This is a genomic window from Nonomuraea insulae (assembly GCF_042656245.1).
In genome coordinates this window covers 29,907-46,389 of the sequence record NZ_JBHSPA010000115.1, presented here as the reverse complement: position 1 = coordinate 46,389, position 16,483 = coordinate 29,907, and the positions used below count along the sequence as shown (strand labels likewise).

Below are 16,483 nucleotides of genomic sequence, written 5' to 3'. Positions count from 1 at the left end.
GCCGTGCCGGAAACCACCGACGAATGTTAGCGATAACATCACTGGCGCTCGGAAAGAGGCACGCATGAGATGGATGGCCGCCACGGCCGCGCTCGTTCTGGCCTGTTTCGGCCTGGTGACGACCACCGCTCCGGCGTACGCCGCGACGCTGCCGACCGGCGCCCGGTCGCTGGAGTCGGTCAACTACCCCGGCCGGTACGTCCGGCACGCCGGCGCGCTCGGCCGAGTCGACCCGGTCACCTCGGCCGCCACGGCCGCGACCAAGCTCGACGCGACCTTCACGATCGTCAACGGCCTGGCCGCGCCGTCCTGCTACTCGTTCCAGAGCAAGGACGGCCTGTTCCTGCGGCACCGCGACTGGCGGCTGCGCGTGGACGCCAACACGGGCGACGCGACCTTCCTGGCCGACGCCACGTTCTGCGCCGCCGACGGTTCGGTGGCCGGATCCACGTCGCTGACCTCGTACAACTATCCGAGCCGGCGGATCAGGCACCGCGACTTCGAGCTCTGGCTGGACCCCTACCAGGACACCGCGACCTTCCGCGCGGACAGCTCGTTCCGGATCGCCGCACCGTGGGCACCCAGGACGAACCGGAACCCGGTGATCCCCGGCCTGTTCGCCGACCCGCACGTCACCGCGATCAACGGCCGTTACTACCTGTACGCGACGACCGACGGCTACGCGGGCTGGCGCGGCACGTACTACAAGGCGTTCTCCTCCGCCGACCTGATGACCTGGACCGACCACGGCGTCGTGCTCGACCACGGTCCCGACGTGTCCTGGGCGGACGACTCGGCCTGGGCCCCGGCGGTCGCGGCGGCCAACGGGCGCTACTACCTGTACTTCAGCGGCGGCGCCGCCACCGGGAACACCGCCAAGCAGCTGGGCGTCGCGGTCTCCGACTCGCCGACGGGCCCGTTCCGTGACGCGCTCGGGCGGCCGCTCATCGCTGCCGGTCAGTACTCCGGCCAGGCGATCGACCCGATGGTCTTCACCGACGACGACGGCCGCGCCTACCTCTACTGGGGGCAGGGCGCCGCCCGCGTCGTGCCGTTGAACGGCGACATGACCTCCTTCGACCCCGCGCAAGTGCGGACGATCACCCCGTCGGGCTACAACGAGGCGCCGTTCGTGTTCAAACGCGGCGGGATCTACTACCTCATGTGGTCGGAGAACGACACCCGGAGCGAGGACTACCGGGTGGCGTACGCGACCGGGCCGAGTCCGCTGGGGCCGTGGACCGGGCGCGGCGTGGTGCTGCAGAAGCGGTTGGAGGCCGGGATCAAGGGCACCGGGCACCATTCGGTCGTCCGGGCACCCGGCACCGACACGTGGTACGTCGCCTACCACCGGTTCGCCGTGCCGGCAGGGAACGGGACCAACCGGGAGGTGGCCGTCGATCGGCTGGAGTTCGCCGCGGACGGGACGATCCGCCCGATCGTGCCGACCCTCTGAGCCCGCGGGTCGCGCCGGCAACGAGGGCCGGCAACGAGGGCCGGCGAGCGAGGGCCGGGGCCGCTCAGTTCGAGTCGGGCGAGGTCCCGCCCTGTGCCTGTCTCACTTCGCGGTCGATGGCCCAGGCGTCCGCCACCGGACCCACGTGCCTGAGCTTGTCGGGGTTGATCACCGAGCGGATCGCCTGAATCCGCCCGTCGAGGACATCGAGCGCCATGATGTGGAGCACCTTGCCGTCCCGGTCGCGGAAGATCGCGCCCGGCTGGCCGTTGATCTCGTGCGGTTCGAACGTCACGTCGATCCGGGCCATCCGGGGGAAGACGCGGGCGAGCAGCCGGGCCACGCTCCCGGCGCCGATGACGGCTCTGGCCAGCTGCGGGGCCTTGCCGCCGCCGTCGCCGACCATCGAGACGTCGGCGGCGAGCAGTTCCTGAAGGCTGGCGACGTCGCCTTCGCGGAGGGCGTCGAAGAACCGCGACGCCAGTTCCTCCCGATCCTTACGGACCGCTTCGAAACGCGGGCGCCCGGCCTCCATGTGCCGCCGCGCCCGGACGAGCAGCTGCCGGCACGCCGCCTCCGACCGCCCCACCGCCGTGGCGACCTCGTCGAACCCGAAGCCGAACGCCTCCCGCAGCACGAACACCGCCCGCTCCAGGGGGCTGAGCCGCTCCAGCAGCAACAATGCCGCCATCGACACCGAGTCGGCCAGCTCCACCGACCGCGCCGGATCCTGGTACGGATCGTTCAGCAGCGGCTCGGGAAACCACGGGCCCACGTACGCCTCCCGCCGCACCCGCGCGGAGCGCAGCACATCGATCGAGATCCGCGTCACGGTAGTCGACAGGAGAGCCTTGACCGACGTGGGCCGGGTCGCCGAGCCGTCAAAGCGCAGCCAGGTCTCCTGCACCGCGTCCTCGGCCTCACTCGCACTGCCCAGGATCCGGTAGGCGATCGAGAACAGCAGCGGCCGCAGCTCCTCGAACTCCTCGACCTTGCTCACCGGACAATCCCCTCTGTGCCGCGCCGGCGCAGGCGTCATCCGGCCCATCGGCAGGACAGGCTAACACCCCCCGAGCCCAGCACCAGGACCCGGGCCGGTGCCGACGCCGTTCAGTGGAACTGCCCGGGCTCGTAGTCGCCGGCCGGCTGCCGGGCGATGATGTTCAGCCGGTTCACCGTGTTCATGAAGGAGACCAGGAGCACCAGGGCGGTGAGCTGCTCCGCGTCGTAGTGCTTGGCGGCATGCGCCCACACCTCGTCGCCGACCCCACCGGCCGCGTCCGCGATCCGGGTGCCCTCCTCCGCCAGGTGCAGCGCGGCACGCTCGGCCTCGGTGAAGACCGTGGCCTCCCGCCACGCCGCGACCAGGTTCAGCCGTACCGAGCTCTCGCCGGCCGCGGCGGCTTCCTTGGTGTGCATGTCGACGCAGACGGCGCAGCCGTTGATCTGACTGACGCGAAGCGCCACCAGTTCCTGTACGGCGGCCGGCAGCGGCGATTCCTTGAGCGCCTTGCCCGCCGACATGAAGTGTTTGAGGGCTTTGCCGGCGATCGGGTCGGCGAAGTAGTTCAGTCGCGCGTCCATGGTGTGCTCCTGTGGTCGTCGATGGCTACACCCCTTGAGACGAGGTAGCCCGACCCCCAGTGACATGAGACGCCTGAAGGGTTGGCTGACGCCACGTGATCGTATTGGCTTGGGGGATCAGCCCCCGGCCTGAGGAATCGAAGGATGCCGCGTTCGAGAGTTGTCCTGTCCGTACTCGCAGCCGCCACGTCCATTGTGCTGATGAGCGGATCCGCCGAGGCGCTGGACGATCTGCCGTTACCCATGGCGATCTTCCGCGCCACGCACAACAGCTATTCGGGCGATGTCGAAGGCGCCAAGGGCTCGATCGCCTACCAACTCGACCACGGCGTTCGCTTCATCGAACTCGACCTGCACGACAATGGGTACGGCACCGCACGCGACTACGCGATCGGCCACGACTCTCCCGGCGATCAGGTCGACCACAGGGGAAACCCCGCGTCGAACCTCCTGCGCGACTGGCTCGGCGTGATCAACGCCTGGTCCGCGGAGCATCCCGCCGCCGCACCGATCGTCGTCGCGCTCGACGTCAAGGACAACCTGACCGACAACACCTCCTATGCCGCGGGCAACCTGGCCGCGCTCAACGAGGAGCTCATTTCGGTCTTCGGCTCGCGGCTGTACCGGGCCGAGGACTACCCGGCCGTCCCCCCGACGGTGGACGCGTTGCGCGGCCGGGTGCTGCCTCTCATCTCCGGTGACGACGAGACCCGCAGCCTGTACAAGCGTGACACCGGCGTCAGCCCGGCCATCGCGATCAACGGCCGGGGCCAGGTCGTGGAGGTGCATGACTCGGGCTCGGGGACGCTGTGGTACTGGAGCGGCGTCTACGGCGCCGACCGCAGGGTGACCTGGCTGCGCCACGGCAGATATGACAGCGGCGTGACGCCGGCCGTCGCGCTGAACGACAACGGTGACCTGGTCGAGGTCCACCAGTCCCAGAACAACACCACGCTGTGGTACCGCGCGGGGCACGTCGGCGCCGACGGCGAGATCGCCTGGGGGACCGCCCGCCAGTACGATAGCGGCGTCCTGCCGACGATCAGGTTCTCCGACGTGGCGGGCACCCGGCTCCGCGAGATACACCGCAGCCAGAGCAACAACCAGAACTGGGAATGGGCCGGCACGCTCGACGCGGGCGCGAAGACCGTCTCATGGAGCGGCAACGCCAAGACCGGCGACGCCCGTCATGACAAGGCCACCTCGGCCGGCGGCACGTCGAGCGTGCACGTGTGGACCGGCGCCGATGGCCCGACCCCGGCCCAGACCCTGCGGGTGAACACCGACGCGTTCGCGGGCGACCGGATCCGCTACCCGCAGGTCGCCTTCGACGAGTTCCAGCAGGGCGACAGCGCCGAGCTCCGGCAAGGCGCCCTGTTCTACGCGGCGAGCGCCGGCGAGAGCTCGTTCATCACCGACGCGCGGCGGGCAGGACTGCTCGTACGGGGCTGGGACTTCGACTCGGCAGGTCAGGCGAGCGACCCGCCGGCCAACTATCCGGCGACCAACCATCCGTACGACACCTGGTATCAGGACCTCCTCTCTCAATCCGGTGCCGTCGAATGACTACGATGAGCGCATGGCCCTGATCCACCAAGCCACCCTGCGTCCCACGAAACTCGAACTCCTGGCCACCTGGCTACCCGGCCGCGCCTGGTACACCGGGCCGGCCGGTGAGGTGCTGCGGGTGGGGACCTTCCGTTTCGACGATCCCGCCGGAGAGGTCGGGATCGAGACGTTGCTGGTCCGGGTCGGTGACGGGCCGGTTCACCAGGTCCCGCTCACCTACCGCGACGCGCCCCTGGCCGACGACGACGATTACCTGCTGGGCACCACGGAGCACTCGGTGCTGGGCAAGCGCTGGATCTACGACGGGACCGGCGACCCCGTGTACGCCGCGGCGCTGGCGGGCGCGATCCTCGGGAACACCGGCCAGGCCGAGGAGTTCACGCAGGTCGACGGCCGGCTTGAGCGCCGCGAGCCCAGCATGAGCATCGCCAGCAGCGCGACCGGCGGAGCGGAGGTACCCGCCGTGGGCGCCGTTCAGCGCGTTGCCGAGGGCGACCCCACGCTCATCGTGACGGACACCGTCGAGCTGTCCGTCATCCGCCGCCTCGAAGCCGGCACCGCACTCGCCGGCACTGTGCTGACCGGTGCCTGGCCCGGTCAGGCGACACCGATGCCGCTGGCGTCCGCGACGCTCAGGAACAGTGCCGAATCCCCTTCGTGATCAAGCGGTTCACAGCGCCCCCGACATCCCGCCGTCGCAGCGCAGCGCGGTCCCGGTGATGTAGGAGGCGGGTGCGGAGCACAGGAAGGCGACGGCGGCGCCGAACTCGGCGCGCGTGCCGTACCTGCCCGCCGGGATGGTGTGCTCGGAGGCCGTCTTGACCTGCTCGGCGGTCCGTCCCTCGCGTTCGGCCCTGGCCTGGTCGAGGGCGCGCACGCGGTCGGTGGCGATCCGGCCGGGCAGCACCATGTTCACCGTCACCCCGTCGGCGGCCACCTCCGCGGCCAGCGTCTTGAGGTAGGCGGCCAGCGCCCAGCGGCCGACGTTCGAGGCGGCCAGGCCGGGCAGCGGCGCGGCGACACCGCTGGAGCCGATGGCGGCCACCCGCCCCCAGCCGCGCTCGCGCATGCCGGGCAGCACCAGCGAGACCAGCTCCTGCTGCGGCCGCAGATGGACGTCGATCGCGGCGGCGACCGTCGCGGAGTCCATCTGGTCGGCCCGCCCGGGAGCAGGCCCGGGGCCGTTGAGCACGAGAATGTCCACCGGGCCGAAGACCTCCTCCGTGGCCTCGACGAGCCGGCGCGGCGTGGCCGGATCGAGCAGGTCACCCGGTACGGCGACGGCGGCGGGCAGGTCGGCGGCGATGGCGGCGGCACGGTCGGCACGTCGGCCGCTGACGATCACACGTGCGCCTTCCGCGGCCAGGGCCCGCGCGCAGGCCTCGCCGAGCCCGCCCGTGGAGGCGCAGACCAGGGCCACCCGGCCCTTGATGTTCAGATCCATCAGACACCTGCCAGGGCGGCGAGGTGGCGGGCGAGTTGCTCCTCCAGCGCGGGCGGCATGCCCGGCGCGGGCGGTCGCACCGCGGCGTCGGCGAACAGGCCACGCGACTGGAGGCAGCGCTTGCGGATCGCCAGCGCGGGCCCGGCCTGCTGCTCGAAGTTGACGAGCGGCAGGTAGGGCAGGAACGCCTCGCGGGCGGCGGCGTATCCGCCGGTCCGCCAGGCCGTGGTGGCGGCGACCAGCCCTTCGGGGAAGGAGAATCCGGTCATCGCGCCCGCGGCCCCCGCGGCCAGCTCGTCGAGCAGGCCGATCCCGCCGATCCCGCCGAACACCGGCACGCCGAGCGCCGTCGTCAGCGCCGACACCGCCAGTGGCGTCGGCGGGGCTTCCGCCTTGATCGCCGCCACTCCGGGCAGCCCGTCCAGCGCGGAGATCAGCGCCGGAGTGGTGATCTTGACGCCGGTGGCCACCGGGTAGTCCTGCACGACGATCGGGGCGCCGGTGCCCGTGTGCACGGCCCTGAGGTGGGCGGCGAGCATGGCGGGATCGCCCGTGTTGACCTGCACCATGGCGCCGGCCAGCCGGGCGCCCACCACACTCTGGATCAGCTCGATCTCCTCGATGACCGGCGCCGTCGCCGAGGATGTCGTCCCGACGACCAGGGGCAGCTCGACCGCCTCCGCCACGGTCTCCAGCACGTGGCGGCGCTCGGCCGTGGTGAGCCGTACGGCCTCGCCGAACACGCCGAGCACGGTCAGGCCGCTCACCCCGCATGAGGCGTAGTGGCTCGCCAGCCGGGCCAGGCTCTCGCGGTCGATCTCCAGGCGGTCACCGTGGAAGGGGGTGGCGACGACACCCCACACTCCCGCGGCCAATCCGACGTCCATTCAGGATCCTCTCATCCGTTCAGGGCTGCTTGTCAGCTCCGGGGCCTCGTGGGTGATTCGGCACCATATCTCATGGACGAATCCGGGAATGTCGTGATTGGGCATGCCGCGTCACACATTAGGTCACGTCCGGAAACCTCTCCGTAACCCTTGACACGCCTGTCCGCCACCCAGCACGCTTGTCATGAAATGGAAAGGCTTTTCACTGTGTGAAAAGATGGAAGGCGGCAACACCCCCATGAGCCACCAGCAGGAGCTCGCCGAGCATGCCCCCGACGACCACGACGCCCCCTCGCCGGTTCCCGGCACAAGGCTGAGAACGGGCACGCAGGCGGCCCTCGTCGCGCTTTCGCTCTACATCGCCGTCGAGTCCCTGGGGCTCGGCCTGTGGACCTCGTTCGGCCCGGGCGCGGGGTTCTTCCCGTTCGTGCTGGCCATCGCGCTCGGGCTGCTCGCCGTGGCCTGGATCGTCCAGTCGGTGCGGGCGCGCGGAGGTGAGGGCGGCCCGGCCGAGCGTACCGACGCGGGCCACGTCGTCGCCGTGCTCGGCAGTCTCGTCGTGCTCGCGGCCGTCATGGACCTGCTCGGTTACCAGATCAGCGTGTTCGTGTTCCTGATGTACCACCTCAAGTGGCGCGCGGGCCGGAGCTGGACGCTGTCGCTCGTGCTCTCGCTGGCCGGCAGCGCGGGCGTCTACCACGGCTTCGTCCAGGGGCTGATGGTGCAACTGCCGCCGTCCGGGATCCCGTTCCTGGCCGGATGGGGCCTGTGATGGATGTCCTGACCGACCTGCTCGGCGGGCTCTCCACGGCCCTGTCGCCGCAGAACCTCCTGTACGCGTTCATCGGCTGCCTGCTCGGCACCCTCATCGGCGTGCTCCCGGGCATCGGGCCCGTCGCCGGGGTGGCCCTGCTCATCCCCCTTACCCTCGGCCTGGACCCGACCAGCGCCATCATCATGCTGGCCGCCATCTTCTACGGCACCCAGTACGGCGGCACCATCACCAGCGTCCTGCTCAACACCCCCGGCGAGGCCGCCTCCGCGATCACCACGATCGACGGCTACGCCATGACCAAGCAGGGCCGCGGGGGAGTGGCGCTCACGATCGCCGCGCTCGGCTCGTTCGTCGGCGGCACCGTCGCCACCGTCGGCCTCGTCGTCGCCGCCAAGCCGCTCGGCGACCTGGGCCTGCGGATCGGGCCGCCGGAGTTCTTCACCCTCATGGTGCTCGGCATCTCCCTGCTCGTCGCGCTCGCGGGCCGCTCGATGACGAAGGCGCTCATCTCGGGTGTGCTCGGCCTGCTGATCTCGATGGTCGGAATCGACCCGGTGGCCGGGGCGCCGCGGTTCACCTTCGGCAGTGAGCGGCTGCTCGACGGCATCAGCTTCGTCGCCGTCATCATCGGGCTCTTCGGCCTGTCGGAGATCCTCATGGCGGCCAGGGGCGGCACCGCCAAGGCGGTCGCGCCCGGACTGCGGGCGCTCCTGCCCAGCCGCGCCGACCTGCGGCGCAGCGCTCCGTCGATCGCCAGAGGCACCGGCATCGGTTTCGCGCTCGGGCTCGTCCCCGGGATGACCGGCTCGGTCTCCTCGCTGCTCGCCTACGGCGCGGAGCGCAAGTTCAGCAAGCACCGGGCCGAGCTGGGGTCGGGTGCGGTGGAGGGTGTCGCGGGGCCTGAGACGGCCAACAACGCGCACGCGAACGGCGCGCTGGTGCCCCTGTTCACCCTCGGCGTTCCGGCCTCGCCGACGATCGCCGTGCTCATGGGCGCCTTCCTGCAGCAGGGGCTGACGCCCGGCCCCACCCTGTTCGCCGAGCACGCCGACGTCGCCTGGGGCATCATCGCCAGCCTGTTCGTCGGCAACGTCATTCTGCTCGTGCTCAACGTGCCGCTGGTCCGGGTGTGGACGTCGATCCTGCGCATCCCGTACCCGGTGCTGACCGCGCTGATCCTCACGTTCATGGTCGTGGGCGCGTACACGATCAACTTCTCCGTCTTCGACGTGTTCGTGATGGTCGCCTTCGGCCTGCTCGGCCTGGTGCTGCGCAACCTGGACATCCCGCTGGCGCCCCTGGTGCTCACCCTCGTGCTCGGACCCCTCATGGAACGCTCCCTGCGCGAGTCGCTCGAACTGTCGCAAGGGGACCTCACCGTCTTCCTGACCCGTCCCATCTGCGTCGTCCTGCTGGTGGCCGCGCTCGCCATCGCCGTGAGCCCGTTGCTGAGCAGGCTGCTGGGACTGCGCAAACCCGCCGCGCTGGCCGAGGACCCCGAGGCCTGACACCACCCCCGAAGGAGTCACCGTGAAACTCAAGATCGCAGCCACTGCCGTGGCCGTGGCGACGGCGCTGGCCGCGTGCGGCGCACAGCAGGGCGGCGCCGCGGGCGCCTGGCCGCGCAAGGGCAAGCCGGTCACCGTGATCGTCTCGTTCGCGCCCGGCGCGGCGGTCGACGCCGCGGCCCGCGTGGTCGCGCCCGCCCTGGAGAAGGAGCTGGGCACGAACGTCGAGGTGCTCAACCGGCCGGGCGCCGGGGGCCAGATCGGCTACACCGCGCTCACCAAGGCCAAGGCCGACGGCTACACCATCGGCGCCACCGGTTCGCCGTCCGTCGTCGTCTCACCCCTCGACCCGAGCCGGGGCGCCACCTACACCCGGCAGAGCTTCCAGCCGCTGGGCATGCAGGTCCTCGACCCGATGCTGGTCGGGGTCGCGCCCGACAGCCCGTACAAGGACCTGAAGTCCTTGATCGAGGCGGTCAAGGCCAAGCCGAAGAGCGTCACCACGACCACCACCGGCGTGCAGACCGGCGAGCACTTCGCGCTGGCCGACATCCAGCAGAAGACCGGGGCCGAGTTCGCCCCCGTGCACTTCTCGGAGGGCGCGGCCTCGGCCATCGCCGCCTTCCTCGGCAAGCACGTCCAGACCTACGTCGGCAACGTCAGCGACGTCAAGGACCTCGTCACCCAGGGCAAGATCAAGGTGCTCGGCGTCATGTCGGCCGAGCGCAGCCCGTTCCTGCCCGACGCGCCCACCTTCACCGAGCAGGGCTACCAGATCGAGGCGGCCACCGCCCGCGGCTACTCCGCGCCCACCGGGTTGCCGGACGACGTCCGCACCAAGCTCGAAAGCGCGCTGAAGAAGGCGATCGAGGACCCGGCGGTCGTCGCCAAGATGAAGGACCTCGGCCTGGCCACCGTCTACAAATCCGGCCAGGACTACAGCACCTACTGGACCGAACAGGAGAGCACGGTCAAGCAGGCCCTCCCTCTCGTTCGCAACACCAAGAGCTGAAAGGCACCCAGAATGAGTGAATCCTCCCAGGACGCGCTGGCCCGGCTGGCCGTCCTGCCCACCGCGAACATCGGCGACGCCATGGACCGCCTCGGCGTCCTCGACTCCCGGATCCGCTCCACCTGGCCGGGCGCCCGCGTGGCCGGGCGCGCCTTCACCGTCTGGACCAGGTCCGGCGACAACGCCCTCATCCACCAGGCGCTCGAGGTCGTACGACCCGGCGACGTCATCGTGGTCAACGGCGGCGGCGACGAGTCCAGGGCGCTGATCGGCGAGTTGATCGGGCAGCGCGCCAAGAACGCCGGCGTGGCCGGGTTCGTCATCGACGGGGCCATCAGGGACGCGGAAGGCCTCGGCGAGATGGGCATGCCCGTCTTCGCCCGCGCGGTGACCCCCGCGGGACCGTACAAGAACGGGCCAGGCCACCTCGGCCGCACCATCGCGGTGGGCGGGGTCGCGGTCGCGCCAGGAGACCTGGTGCTCGGCGACGCCGACGGCGTGGTGGTCGTCCCGCTCGCCGAGGCCGACCGGATCGCGCAGGCGGCCGAGGCGGTCTTCGTCACCGAAGAGGGCAAACGGGCTGCCATCCTTGAATCCGCGTGACGACAGGTCTCATCCGTGTTCGAGAAAGGGTTCCGCCGATGACCGCTGGACAGCCGCAGCCGTCCATGCGCTCGGTCGAGCGCGCGTTCGACGTGATCGAGGTGCTGGAGCGCAGCGACAAGCCGCTGCGGCTGTCGGAGATCGCGCGGCGGGCCGGGCTGTCCCCGGCCACCACCCTGCGCCTGCTCGGCGTGCTGCAGCGGCGCGGGTTCGTGGTCGCCGAGCAGCAGGCCTATCACCTCGGTCCGGCCACCCTGTCCATCGCCCACGGTTTCCTGGTCACCGACAGCCTGAGCCACGCGGCCAGCCCCGTGCTCCAGGAACTGGCCGCCACCACCGGCCTCACCGCCACCCTGCACATCAGGGTGGGCCTGGAGCGGATCGTCATCGCCCGCGTCGACGGCGCCGACCCGCTGCGCTACCAGCTCCCCATCGGCCGCCGGCTGCCGCTGCACCTGGGCGCCGGCAAGGTGCTCGCCGGCGCGATGCCGGAGGAGGAGCTCGACGCCCTGATCGCCACGGTCCGCGACCTGGACACCGCGGACGGCAAGCCCGTCAGCGAGGCGGAGCTGCGGGCCGAGCTCGAGCAGATCAGGGAACGCGGCTACCACATCTCCGTCAACGAACGTGTCCTCGGAAGCTCGGGCGTGAGCGCGCCCGTGCCGGCTCCGGACGGCCACCCGGTGGCGTCGGTGAGCATCAGCGGCCCCGCGGAACGACATCCCGAGGACGAGATGGTCGCCTGGGTGCCCGAGCTGCGCCGCGCCGCTGCCGCGCTCGGCCGGGCACGCGACTTCTAGCCCTATTTCACCTGCGACGATAAAGAGATCGATCATGCGTTGTGCCGTCATTGGACTGGGCGAGGCGGGCGGCGTTTATGCCGCCGCGCTCGCCGCCGCCGGGCATGAAGTGCTCGGCCACGACCCTGCAGACATCCCCACCCCCGAAGGCGTCACCAGGACGGCGACCCTGCGGGAGGCCGTGGACCGGGCCGCGTACGTGCTCGTCCTGACCGGGGCCGCGGCGGCGCCCGCCGTCGCCGAGCAGTGCCTGCCTCATCTGGCCGGCGGTGTCTGCTACGCCGACTTCACCTCGGCCGCCCCCGAGGTCATGGACCGCCTCGGCCGAGCGGTCGGCGAGCGCGCCGACTTCGCCGACGTGGCCATCCTGGGCCCTGTCCCCTTGCACGGGCATCTGGTGCCGCTCCTGGTCAGCGGGCCGGGAGCGGAGGCCGTCGCCCGGCTCATCCGCCCTCTCGGCAGCCCTCGCGAAGTCTCCGTGGAGGTCCTCGACGGGCCTCCCGGCGCGGCCATGGCCCGCAAACTGCTGCGCAGTGTGTTCATGAAAGGGCTGGCCTCCGTGGTCTGCGAGGCCGTCTCGGCGGGACAGGCGGCCGGTAACGAGACCTGGATCAGGGCTGAGATCGCCAAACAGCTGGCGGGCGACGGCCAGACCGTCATCGACCGGTTCCTGACCGGCAGCCGCACGCATGCCGTCCGGCGGGCCAAGGAGATGCGTGACACCGCCGCCTACCTGGACGCCCTCGGCGTGCCCGCCGAGATGACCCGCGCGGCCGAGCGGACCCTGCACCGGCTCTCCGCCCTCTCTTGACGGATTGACCGCCGTGTCGGGGCGGTCTAGCATCCGCTTGACCCGAGCTGGAAACTTTCTCGTAGTCTGCGAAAGTTTCGGGATGCCGCCCCTCACCGTGACGGAGATCCGGACATGTCGAAGCTCGCCAGGCTGCTGCTGTCCGTTGCGACGGTGGCGGCCATGACAGTTTTCGCCGTACCCGCCGAGGCAGGAAAGGAGCCCGGCCCCGGTACGTACGTGACCGGCTCCGGCGGCCCGGGGCGGTTCGCCCTGGTGGCCGCCGGCCGGGCGGCGCCGATCGTGGTCAGCGCGAGCGATCATCCCGGCGTCGTCCGCGTGGCCGGTGATCTCCAGGCCGATGTCGAGCGGGTCACCGGCGTACGGCCCGCTGTGGCGAAGGACCAGATCCCGCGCCGCGACGACGTGGTGATCGTCGGCACGATCGGCAGGAGCCCGCTCGTCGACGGCCTGATCAGCGCCGGCAAGCTCGACGTCTCGGGCGTCGCGGGCAAGTGGGAGACCTCGCTGGAGCAGGTGGTGCGGGATCCGATGCCCGGTGTGCGGCGCGCGTTCGTGATCGCGGGCAGCGACCAGCGCGGCACGATCTTCGGGGTGTACGACGTCTCCAAGGAGATCGGCGTCTCGCCCTGGTACTGGTGGGACGACGTGCCCAGCCGCCACCAGGACGCCCTCTACGTGCTGCCGGGCCGTCACTCCCAGGGCACGCCGAAGGTGAAGTACCGGGGCTTCTTCATCAACGACGAGAACCCCAACCTCGGCACCTGGGCGCCCAAGCACTTCGGCCCCGGCAAGGCCGAGGGATATCCGGGCGGCTTCAACAGCACGATGTACGCCAGGGTCTTCGAGGTCATGCTCCGGCTCAAGGCCAACTACCTGTGGCCCGCGGTCTGGGGCCGGGCCTTCGCCGAGGACGACCCCGGCAACCACAGGGTCGCCACCCAGTACGGCGTCGTCATGGGCACCTCCCACGAGGCTCCCATGATGCGCGGCATCGAGGAGTGGAACCGGCACGCCGTGGCCGCCGTACGAGATGGTCAGGGCGGCATCGTCACCCCCGGCCACGACCCCTACGGCGGAACGGGAGAGTGGAGCTTCCGCCGCAACGGCGAGGCCATCAAGAAGTACTGGGCCGACGGCATCCGGCGGATGAAGGATCAGGACTTCGAGGGCGTCGTCACGCTCGGCATGCGCGGCAACGGCGACGTGAGCCTGCCCGACGGCGACGGCATCGAGCTGATGCGGACCATCCTGGCCAGCCAGCGGGAGATCCTGGCCCGCGAGAGCGGCGAGGACCTGGAGAGCATTCCGCAGGTGCAGACGCTCTACAAGGAGGTCCAGCGCTACTGGGACCAGGGCCTGCGCCCGCCGGACGACGTGACCGTGGTCTTCTGCGACGACAACTGGGGCAACATGCGCAAGCTGCCCGACCAGTCGCTCCCGAAGCGGGCCGGCGGCTACGGCATGTACTACCACTTCGACTACGTCGGCGGCGGCCGCAACTACAAGTGGGCCGACACGATCAACCTGGCCGGCACGTGGGAGCAGCTCAACCTCAGCTACCGGTACGGCGTGGACCGGCTCTGGGTCGTCAACGTGGGCGACATGAAGAACGAGGAACTCCCGCTGCAGTTCTTCCTCGACTACGCCTGGGACCCCGACCGCCTGCCGATCGAGAAGCTGGCGGACTGGGAGCGCGCCTACGCGGCGCGGAACTTCGGGCCCGAGCGGGCCGGTGAGATCGCCGGGGTGCTGCACGAGTACGGCCGGCTCCAGGCCCGCCGCAAGCCCGAACTGCTGAACCGCCGCATCACCACCGACCCCGCCAACCCCCAGAACGTGACCTACGACGACCGGGAGACCCCGTTCAGCCTGACCAGCTACCGCGAGATGGATCGGGTCGTGGCGGAATGGCAGCGACTAGCCGAAAAGGCGGAAAGAATCAGGAACGGGCTGAACGCCCGCTACGACGACGCGTACTACCAGCTCGTCTATTACCAGGTGAAGGCCACCGCCAACCTGTACGCGCTGCGCAGGGCCCAGTTCACCAACCTCCTCTACGCCGGACAGGGCCGCGCCGCCGCGAACGCCCAGGCGGACCTCGCCCAGGCCGGGTTCGAGGAGGACCGGGCGCTGAACTCCCACTACGGCGAGCTGGCGGGCGGCAAGTGGAAGGACTTCCAGCTCCAGCCCAAGATCGGGTACGGCGACGTCGAACGGTACGGCCCCAACGCCCCCTGGCAACAGCCGGAGAAGGACAACGTGGCCCTGCCCGACGCCTTCTACCCCCATCTCGTACGCACCGAGGTCCCCGCGGGGGCCGACATGGGCGTGGCCATCGACGGGTCCGACCAGTGGTGGCCGAACGCGACGGGTGCGGCCGTGTTGCCGGCGTTCAGCCCGTACCAGGCCTATCCCGGCCAGTACATCGAGGTGTTCAACCGCGGCGCCACCCCCTTCGACTACACCATCGCGGCCGGTAAGCCCTGGCTCACCATCACCCCCGCGTCGGGCAGGGTGACCGACCAGGTGCGCGCGACCGTGAAGGTGGACTACTCGCGCGCTCCCAAGGGCAGAACCGAGGCGCCCATCACGATCACCGGGCCTGACGGCCGGCAGGCGACCGTCACGGCCGTGGTCGACAACCCGGCGGGGCGACCCAAGGGGTTCGTCGAGGCGGGCGGTCACGTCGCGATCGAGGCCGCCCACTACAGCAGGGCCGTCGGCTCGTGGCAGGTGATCCCCGACCTCGGCAAGACCTCGGACGGCGTGACCCCGCTCCCGGTGACGGCCGCCCGCCGGACACCGGGCGGCGACAGCCCGCGCCTCGAATACACCACGACCCTGCACACGACCGGTCAGGTGAAGGTGTCGGTGTTGCTCTCGCCCAGAAACAACGTGCTGTACGGAGACGGCCTCACGTACGCCGTCTCCGTCGACGACCAGCCGCCCCAGACGGTGAACGTCACGGCCGTCACCGGGGCGAACGACACCACGATGAACCGCCAGTGGGAGCGCAACACCTCCGAGAACGTCAACCTCACCACGACCACCCACACGATCGCGACGCCCGGCGCGCACACGGTGAAGTTCTGGATGGTCGACCCGACCGTGGTCCTGCAGCGGATCGTGGTGGACACGGGCGGCCTGCTGCCCAGCTACCTGGGCCCGCCGGAGAGCCGCCGGGCCGGCGGGTAGGCGCGCATCGCCTGTCCGCCTCGTACGCGTGCCGCGCATGCTGGGGCGAGAGGCGGAACCGGCACGGTTGCGCCGCGCGTTGTTCCCGGACTGGGCCGACGAGCTGGTGGCGGCGAAAATTCGAGTGCGTTGTGAGTACGGCAGGGTGTTGCATGACCCAGATGATCGACGAACCGCTGGAACGACTCCGCGCCGCCGCCCGGCGCACCCGTGAACTGGCCCTGAGCCGGCCGGGCACCGGCCTGGGCCACGAGGACGCCGACGACGACGTCGGCACGATCGGCACGGACGGCGCCCTCGGGTTCGACCCGTTCCCCCTGCTCGAAGCCCTCCATCACCACGGCGTCCGAGCCGTGGTGATCGGGCAGGTCGCCGGCATCATGCATGGATCCACCGAACTGACCGGCGACCTGGACCTGCTCTGGGACGGCGCCCCGGCCGGCGCCCCGGCCCTGGCGGCCGCCTTCACCTCCGTCGACGCCCACCTCACCGATGAGGCAGGCAGACCCCTGGCGACTCACCCGGATTCCTTTCTCCGCCCCAAAGTGGGGTTCACCTCACCCGGAGCGGGCGGCGACTGCTGCACTCCGGCGCTCCCCTGGGGCGACCTGCACGTCCGGGAGTTCCTCGACCACGCGATCACCGCGGTCGATCCGGGCGGTCTGGAGGTTCACTACGTCTCCAGAGAAGACCTGATCCGGATGCGCCGCGCCGTAGGCCGCCCCAAGGACCTCCGGCGAGCAGACGAACTGGACTCCGACACCGGATCCGGGTGAGGTCGATCAGGCAGAGCTGGTCCCCGCGCTCGTAGAGTCCCACGCCGGCGGGCATGCCGT

15 protein-coding genes are annotated in these 16,483 nt (G+C 70.6%); 11 read left to right on the top strand and 4 right to left on the bottom strand.

Going from position 1 to position 16,483, the window contains the following annotated elements:
• The first annotated feature begins 64 nt into the window (after nucleotides 1-64).
• Nucleotides 65-1,456 (top strand): family 43 glycosylhydrolase, encoded by a 1,392-nt coding sequence (locus tag ACFPZ3_RS63635; protein WP_379524123.1) that lies wholly within the window; start codon nucleotides 65-67, stop codon nucleotides 1,454-1,456.
• A gap of 64 nt (nucleotides 1,457-1,520) precedes the next feature.
• On the opposite strand, the gene ACFPZ3_RS63630 is transcribed toward ACFPZ3_RS63635, so the two are convergent.
• The gene (locus ACFPZ3_RS63630; protein WP_379524122.1) at nucleotides 1,521-2,456 is read right to left on the bottom strand and encodes an RNA polymerase sigma-70 factor; all 936 of its coding nucleotides are present in this window, start codon (nucleotides 2,454-2,456) and stop codon (nucleotides 1,521-1,523) included.
• Between the two features lie 110 nt (nucleotides 2,457-2,566).
• Nucleotides 2,567-3,040: a carboxymuconolactone decarboxylase family protein gene (locus ACFPZ3_RS63625; protein WP_379524121.1), complete on the bottom strand. Its 474-nt coding sequence runs from the start codon at nucleotides 3,038-3,040 to the stop codon at nucleotides 2,567-2,569.
• Between the two features lie 201 nt (nucleotides 3,041-3,241).
• Between ACFPZ3_RS63625 and ACFPZ3_RS63620 the strand changes: the two genes are divergently transcribed.
• Nucleotides 3,242-4,606, top strand: a complete 1,365-nt coding sequence (locus tag ACFPZ3_RS63620) for a PI-PLC domain-containing protein (RefSeq protein WP_379524120.1) — start codon at nucleotides 3,242-3,244, stop codon at nucleotides 4,604-4,606.
• Between the two features lie 13 nt (nucleotides 4,607-4,619).
• Nucleotides 4,620-5,270, top strand: coding sequence for a CG0192-related protein (locus tag ACFPZ3_RS63615; protein WP_379524119.1), 651 nt, complete (start codon nucleotides 4,620-4,622; stop codon nucleotides 5,268-5,270).
• A gap of 9 nt (nucleotides 5,271-5,279) precedes the next feature.
• Here ACFPZ3_RS63615 and ACFPZ3_RS63610 read toward each other — a convergent pair whose 3' ends face one another.
• Together ACFPZ3_RS63610 and ACFPZ3_RS63605 are read right to left on the bottom strand one after the other, a co-directional pair.
• A complete protein-coding gene (locus ACFPZ3_RS63610; protein ID WP_379524118.1) occupies nucleotides 5,280-6,053 on the bottom strand; it encodes an SDR family oxidoreductase in 774 nt (257 codons plus the stop codon).
• Entirely contained in the window at nucleotides 6,053-6,940 is an 888-nt protein-coding gene (locus ACFPZ3_RS63605; protein WP_379524117.1) for a dihydrodipicolinate synthase family protein, read from the bottom strand. The genes ACFPZ3_RS63610 and ACFPZ3_RS63605 overlap by 1 nt, the downstream gene beginning before the upstream one ends.
• 238 nt (nucleotides 6,941-7,178) lie before the next feature.
• Between ACFPZ3_RS63605 and ACFPZ3_RS63600 the strand changes: the two genes are divergently transcribed.
• The 8 genes from ACFPZ3_RS63600 to ACFPZ3_RS63565 all read left to right on the top strand — a co-directional run bounded on the left by ACFPZ3_RS63600 (nucleotide 7,179) and on the right by ACFPZ3_RS63565 (nucleotide 16,423).
• Nucleotides 7,179-7,712 carry a tripartite tricarboxylate transporter TctB family protein gene (locus tag ACFPZ3_RS63600; RefSeq protein WP_379524116.1) on the top strand — a complete coding sequence of 178 codons (534 nt, stop codon included), beginning with the start codon at nucleotides 7,179-7,181 and terminating at the stop codon, nucleotides 7,710-7,712.
• Nucleotides 7,712-9,223 (top strand): tripartite tricarboxylate transporter permease, encoded by a 1,512-nt coding sequence (locus tag ACFPZ3_RS63595; protein ID WP_379524115.1) that lies wholly within the window; start codon nucleotides 7,712-7,714, stop codon nucleotides 9,221-9,223. Before ACFPZ3_RS63600 ends, ACFPZ3_RS63595 begins: the two co-directional genes overlap by 1 nt.
• Before the next feature lie 22 nt (nucleotides 9,224-9,245).
• On the top strand, nucleotides 9,246-10,235 hold the full coding sequence (locus tag ACFPZ3_RS63590) for a tripartite tricarboxylate transporter substrate binding protein (RefSeq protein WP_379524114.1): 990 nt from the start codon (nucleotides 9,246-9,248) through the stop codon (nucleotides 10,233-10,235).
• A 12-nt stretch (nucleotides 10,236-10,247) separates the two neighbouring features.
• Complete coding sequence (locus ACFPZ3_RS63585; protein WP_379524113.1) at nucleotides 10,248-10,838, top strand: RraA family protein; 591 nt, start codon at nucleotides 10,248-10,250, stop codon at nucleotides 10,836-10,838.
• Between the two features lie 38 nt (nucleotides 10,839-10,876).
• Nucleotides 10,877-11,638, top strand: a complete 762-nt coding sequence (locus tag ACFPZ3_RS63580; protein WP_379524112.1) for an IclR family transcriptional regulator — start codon at nucleotides 10,877-10,879, stop codon at nucleotides 11,636-11,638.
• Nucleotides 11,639-11,672: 34 nt separating this feature from the next.
• A complete protein-coding gene (locus tag ACFPZ3_RS63575; RefSeq protein ID WP_379524111.1) occupies nucleotides 11,673-12,449 on the top strand; it encodes an NAD(P)-dependent oxidoreductase in 777 nt (258 codons plus the stop codon).
• 114 nt (nucleotides 12,450-12,563) lie between these two features.
• On the top strand, nucleotides 12,564-15,647 hold the full coding sequence (locus ACFPZ3_RS63570; RefSeq protein WP_379524110.1) for a glycosyl hydrolase 115 family protein: 3,084 nt from the start codon (nucleotides 12,564-12,566) through the stop codon (nucleotides 15,645-15,647).
• Nucleotides 15,648-15,799: 152 nt separating this feature from the next.
• Nucleotides 15,800-16,423: a hypothetical protein gene (locus ACFPZ3_RS63565; protein WP_379524109.1), complete on the top strand. Its 624-nt coding sequence runs from the start codon at nucleotides 15,800-15,802 to the stop codon at nucleotides 16,421-16,423.
• Nucleotides 16,424-16,483 lie beyond the last annotated feature (60 nt).

Bases quoted from the DNA above. Each gene is read 5' to 3' on its own strand.
- ACFPZ3_RS63585 (WP_379524113.1), top strand. From the start codon at position 10,248: ATGAGTGAATCCTCCCAGGACGCGCTGGCCCGGCTGGCCGTCCTGCCC.
- ACFPZ3_RS63575 (WP_379524111.1), top strand. From the start codon at position 11,673: ATGCGTTGTGCCGTCATTGGACTGGGCGAGGCGGGCGGCGTTTATGCC.
- ACFPZ3_RS63570 (WP_379524110.1), top strand. From the start codon at position 12,564: ATGTCGAAGCTCGCCAGGCTGCTGCTGTCCGTTGCGACGGTGGCGGCC.
- ACFPZ3_RS63615 (WP_379524119.1), top strand. From the start codon at position 4,620: ATGGCCCTGATCCACCAAGCCACCCTGCGTCCCACGAAACTCGAACTC.
- ACFPZ3_RS63605 (WP_379524117.1), bottom strand. From the start codon at position 6,940: ATGGACGTCGGATTGGCCGCGGGAGTGTGGGGTGTCGTCGCCACCCCC.
- ACFPZ3_RS63635 (WP_379524123.1), top strand. From the start codon at position 65: ATGAGATGGATGGCCGCCACGGCCGCGCTCGTTCTGGCCTGTTTCGGC.
- ACFPZ3_RS63610 (WP_379524118.1), bottom strand. From the start codon at position 6,053: ATGGATCTGAACATCAAGGGCCGGGTGGCCCTGGTCTGCGCCTCCACG.
- ACFPZ3_RS63600 (WP_379524116.1), top strand. From the start codon at position 7,179: ATGAGCCACCAGCAGGAGCTCGCCGAGCATGCCCCCGACGACCACGAC.
- ACFPZ3_RS63595 (WP_379524115.1), top strand. From the start codon at position 7,712: ATGGATGTCCTGACCGACCTGCTCGGCGGGCTCTCCACGGCCCTGTCG.
- ACFPZ3_RS63620 (WP_379524120.1), top strand. From the start codon at position 3,242: ATGAGCGGATCCGCCGAGGCGCTGGACGATCTGCCGTTACCCATGGCG.
- ACFPZ3_RS63580 (WP_379524112.1), top strand. From the start codon at position 10,877: ATGACCGCTGGACAGCCGCAGCCGTCCATGCGCTCGGTCGAGCGCGCG.
- ACFPZ3_RS63565 (WP_379524109.1), top strand. From the start codon at position 15,800: ATGACCCAGATGATCGACGAACCGCTGGAACGACTCCGCGCCGCCGCC.
- ACFPZ3_RS63625 (WP_379524121.1), bottom strand. From the start codon at position 3,040: ATGGACGCGCGACTGAACTACTTCGCCGACCCGATCGCCGGCAAAGCC.